The 4,334-nt window shown below is 66.5% G+C and carries 6 protein-coding genes; 3 read left to right on the plus strand and 3 right to left on the minus strand.

From position 1 onward, the window contains the following. From ACK41U_RS19025 to def (ACK41U_RS19035), 3 genes are all read right to left on the minus strand, one after another. On the minus strand, window positions 1-299 hold a 299-nt coding region (locus ACK41U_RS19025), incomplete at its 3' end, for a methionyl-tRNA formyltransferase (RefSeq protein WP_409683764.1). 62 nt (window positions 300-361) lie between these two features. Next, the gene (gene def, locus ACK41U_RS19030) at window positions 362-865 is read right to left on the minus strand and encodes a peptide deformylase (protein ID WP_409683767.1); all 504 of its coding nucleotides are present in this window, start codon (window positions 863-865) and stop codon (window positions 362-364) included. 41 nt (window positions 866-906) lie between these two features. Beyond that, complete coding sequence (gene def, locus ACK41U_RS19035; protein ID WP_409683770.1) at window positions 907-1,428, minus strand: peptide deformylase; 522 nt, start codon at window positions 1,426-1,428, stop codon at window positions 907-909. 81 nt (window positions 1,429-1,509) lie between these two features. Between def (ACK41U_RS19035) and ACK41U_RS19040 the strand changes: the two genes are divergently transcribed. From ACK41U_RS19040 to ACK41U_RS19050, 3 genes are all read left to right on the plus strand, one after another. After that, complete coding sequence (locus ACK41U_RS19040) at window positions 1,510-2,694, plus strand: MalY/PatB family protein (protein WP_409683773.1); 1,185 nt, start codon at window positions 1,510-1,512, stop codon at window positions 2,692-2,694. A gap of 71 nt (window positions 2,695-2,765) precedes the next feature. Further along, complete coding sequence (locus tag ACK41U_RS19045) at window positions 2,766-3,728, plus strand: acetyl-CoA carboxylase carboxyltransferase subunit alpha (protein WP_409683776.1); 963 nt, start codon at window positions 2,766-2,768, stop codon at window positions 3,726-3,728. 347 nt (window positions 3,729-4,075) lie between these two features. Next, entirely contained in the window at window positions 4,076-4,243 is a 168-nt protein-coding gene (locus ACK41U_RS19050) for a hypothetical protein (protein WP_409683779.1), read from the plus strand. Window positions 4,244-4,334 lie beyond the last annotated feature (91 nt).

A 4,334-nucleotide genomic window follows, 5' to 3' on the forward strand; every position in this document is an offset into this window, starting at 1 on the left:
AGCCGGGGCGCATCCAGCACCGGCTGCGGCAGGATCAGCCCATAGGCCACCACCACCGCGACATCGGCCCGCAATGCAGCAAACTCAGCCTGATCCCCGGCGCTGCGCAGCCGCTCGGGATGGCGCACCGGCAGACCCAGAGCCGCCGCACAGGCATGCACCGCCGAGACCCGCGGCCGCTGCCCCCGCCCCGCCGCCCGCGGCGGCTGCGTATAAACGGCCACCACCTCATGCCCGGCGGCAATCGCCTCCAGCGCCGGAACCGAGAACGCGGGCGTCCCCATAAAGATCACGCGCATCTCTCACCCCTTCTTCTTCACGGAAATATCCACGGGGGTCCGGGGGCAGTCAGCCCCCGGCGCTATCCCCGCCGCGCCAGCTTTGCCGATTTCGCCACCAGCATCTTGCGGCGCAGGGGCGTCAGGTGATCGACATAGACACGCCCGTCCAGATGGTCGATCTGATGCTGCACGCTGGTCGCCCAGAGACCGACGAAATCGCGCTCCTCGACCTCACCCTGATCGTTCAGAAACCGCACCGTCACCGCGCGCGGCCGGCGCACCGGGGCTGAAACGCCGGGCAGGTTGGGGCTGGCCTCGTCATGGCTGCGGAACTGCACGCTGGCATGCAGCACCTGCGGATCGGCCATCCGCACCGCCTGCCCGCGCTTGTCCGAACCGTCCACGACCGCCAGCCGCAGCATGATCCCGATCTGAGGCGCGGCCAGACCCACGCCCGGCATCGCCTCCATCGTGTCGATCATGTCGTCCCAGATCATGCGGACGGTCTCGGTCACCTCGCCCACAGGCTCGGCGGCGCGGTGCAGGCGGGGATCGGAAAAAGCGATAAAGGGCCGGACGGCCATGTCAGATCTCCTGCACGGAACAGCGGCGCACAGCGCGGGCGTCAGCCACGCGCCATGTCCCGCTTCAGCTTCTGCATCTTGCGCGTGATCATCTGCCGCTTGATCGCGGACAGGTGGTCAATGAACAGCACCCCGTTCAGATGGTCCAGCTCGTGCTGCGCGCAGGTGGCCCAGAGCCCGTCAAACTCGCGCTCCTGCGTCTTGCCATCCAGCCCCAGCCAGCGCAGCCGCACCTCGGCCGGGCGGGTCACTTCGCCATATTGGTCCGGGATCGACAGGCAGCCCTCTTCATAGACGTTTTCCGCCTCGGACACCCAGGTCACCTCCGGGTTCAGCAGCACCAGCGGCGCGCGCGGGGCGTCGGGCTCGCGGGTGGCATCCATCACGAAGATGCGCTGCGACACGCCGATCTGCGGCGCGGCCAGCCCGATACCGGGCGCGTCATACATGGTGGCCAGCATATCGGCTGCCAGCGCCTCGATTTCGGGGGTGACGCGCGCGACCGGATCGGCCATGCGCTTAAGTCGCGGATCGGGATGGATAAGGATCGGTTTCACGGTCATAGTCGCGATTTAGGCCAAGCCCTTGCTCAAAGCAATAACGCGGCGCGGACCATAAGGCGCGCCACAACAGGAATATCCGACATGACCACCCCCGACTTTGACGAGATCATCGACCGCCGCGGCACCCGTTGCAGCAAATGGGATGACATGGAGGCAACCTATGGCGTGACGGGCGAGGACGGGCTGGCGATGTGGGTGGCCGATATGGATTTCCGCCCCCCCGCTGCCGTCCAGCGCGCGGTCGAGGCGCAGGTGGCCCATGGCATCTATGGCTATCCCGGCGCCAATGCCCCCTATCTGGACGCGATCTGCTGGTGGATGGCGAACCGCCACGGCTGGCAGATCCGCCCCGACTGGGTGCTGACCTGCGCCGGGCTGGTCAATGGCGTGGCGATGGCGATCGATGCCTATACGCAGCCCGGCGACGGCGTGATCATCATGACCCCGGTCTATCACGCCTTCGCCCGCGTGATCCGGACGGCAGGGCGCGAGCTGACCGAGCTGCCGCTGGCGATGCAGGACGGGCACTACCGCATGGACTGGGCGGGCTGGCAGTCCCGCCTGAGCGGGCGCGAACGGATGCTGATCCTCTGTTCGCCCCACAATCCCGGCGGTCGCGTCTGGACCCCGGACGAGCTGCGCGAGGTCGCGGATTTCTGCACCCGTCACGACCTGATCCTGATCTCGGACGACATTCATTGCGATCTGGTCATGCCGGACGCACCGCGCCACCAGATGATCGCGGCGCTGGTTCCTGAGATCCAGAACCGGCTGGTCACGCTGACCGCCGCCACCAAGACCTTCAATATTGCCGGCGCCCATATCGGCAATGCGATCATCGCGGACCCCGACCTGCGGGCGCGCTTCAAGGCGGCGCTGATGGCGCGGGGCGTCTCGGCCGCGTTCATGGGGATGGACATGGTCGCCGCCGCCTATTCGCCCGAGGGGGCGGCGTGGGTCGATGCGCTGGTCCGCTATCTGGACGGCAACCGCCGCCTGTTCGATGCGGGGGTGAATGCGATCCCCGGCCTGCGCTCGATGCCGTTGCAGGCGACCTATCTGGCATGGGTCGATTTTTCGGGCACCGGCATGGCGCCCGGCGAATTCACCGCACGCGTTCAGGGCACGGCCCGGATCGCGGCCAATCACGGCGCCAGTTTCGGGCTGGGGGGCGACGGCTTTCTGCGCTTCAATCTTGGCACCCCCCGCGCCCGCGTGGCCGAAGCCGTCGCGCGCCTGTCCGGGGCCTTTGCCGATCTGCAATAGTGCCCCCGCGTTGCATGCCAGTCCGTCCCAGCCTATATAGCGCCAAACCCGAACCCCAAGGGGCATACAGCATGGTCTATCTGGATTTCGAAAAGCCGCTCGCCGATATCGAGGCCAAGGCCGAAGAGCTTCGCGCCATGGCCCGCAAGGGTGAGGGGGCCGTCGATGTCGAGAAAGAGGCCACGGCGCTGGACGCCAAGGCGCGCGACATGTTGCGCGACCTCTATGGCGCGCTGGACCCGTGGCGCAAGACGCTGGTGGCGCGTCATGCCGACCGCCCGCATTGCAGCGATTATATCGGCGCGCTGTTCAGCGAATACACACCGCTGGCCGGTGACCGCGCCTTTGGCGACGACCATGCGGTGATGGGCGGGCTGGCGCGCTTTGACGACACGCCCTGCGTGGTGATCGGCCACGAAAAGGGCAACGACACCAAATCGCGCATCCACCATAATTTCGGCATGGCCCGCCCCGAGGGCTATCGCAAGGCGATCCGCCTGATGGATATGGCGCACCGCTTCAGGCTGCCGGTCATCACGCTGGTCGACACGCCCGGCGCCTATCCCGGCAAGGGCGCAGAAGAACGTGGACAAAGCGAGGCCATCGCCCGCTGCACCATGAAATGTCTGGAAATCGGCGTGCCGCTGGTCAGCGTCATCATCGGCGAGGGCGGATCGGGTGGGGCCGTGGCCTTTGCCACCGCGAATCGCATCGCCATGCTGGAGCATTCTATCTATTCGGTGATCTCGCCCGAGGGCTGCGCCTCGATCCTGTGGAAAGACGCCGAAAAGATGCGCGACGCCGCCGAGGCGTTGCGCCTGACCGCGCAGGATCTGAAAAAGCTGGGCGTGATCGACCGCATCATCGCCGAGCCGATGGGCGGCGCACAGCGCGACCCCGCCGCAGCCATTGCCGCCGTGGGCAAGGAAATCGCCGCCATGCTGGCCCAGATGGAGGGCATGTCGCCCGCCGATCTGATCAACGACCGGCGCCAGAAATTCCGCGCGATGGGCGCCCACGCCCTGACCGCCTGACCCACTCACATAGATGTGACCTGGCTGCAACAGGTGCAACAATCTGTCGCATGCCCTGCGGCGGATTGTTGCACCCCATGCAGAAGGGTGGCAGCAAGAAACCCTGCCCGCACTCATGCGCGAAAGGAGGGGCTGCCGAATGATGAAGATTACAACCGCCGCCCTCGCCCCATCGCGTCTCCGACAGCGCCGCCGTTTCTGACGCCGCTCTCGGCCCTTTCGGGCAGATCCTGACCGACGACATCGCCTGACCGACCGCGTTCGCGCGGCCCGTCGCCATGCCGTCATTTCACCTCAACCAACCATTGCATCCGCATGCGGTCTCCGCATCGGATCAAGGAGTCATCATGATTGCCGAACTGCATCCGCAGGCCGCGCGCCTGCACCCGTCGCTTCACCGTCTGATCGACCGCCATGGTGCGGCGGCGGTCACCTGGGCGCTGATCCGCATGCTGCTGGCGCCGAGACGGCGCAGGGCCAGACCACCTGACCCTTCTGTATCTGAGTTTTGCTAAACTGGCCCCGTCACTGTCTCTGGCCAGGGACAGTGACGGGGTGGTGCGCGACGTCTGACCCTTGTGACTTGACCACGCTTCTTAGCCTGTC

This window comes from Paracoccus sp. (in: a-proteobacteria) (genome assembly GCF_046289755.1).
Lineage (GTDB): Bacteria > Pseudomonadota > Alphaproteobacteria > Rhodobacterales > Rhodobacteraceae > Paracoccus.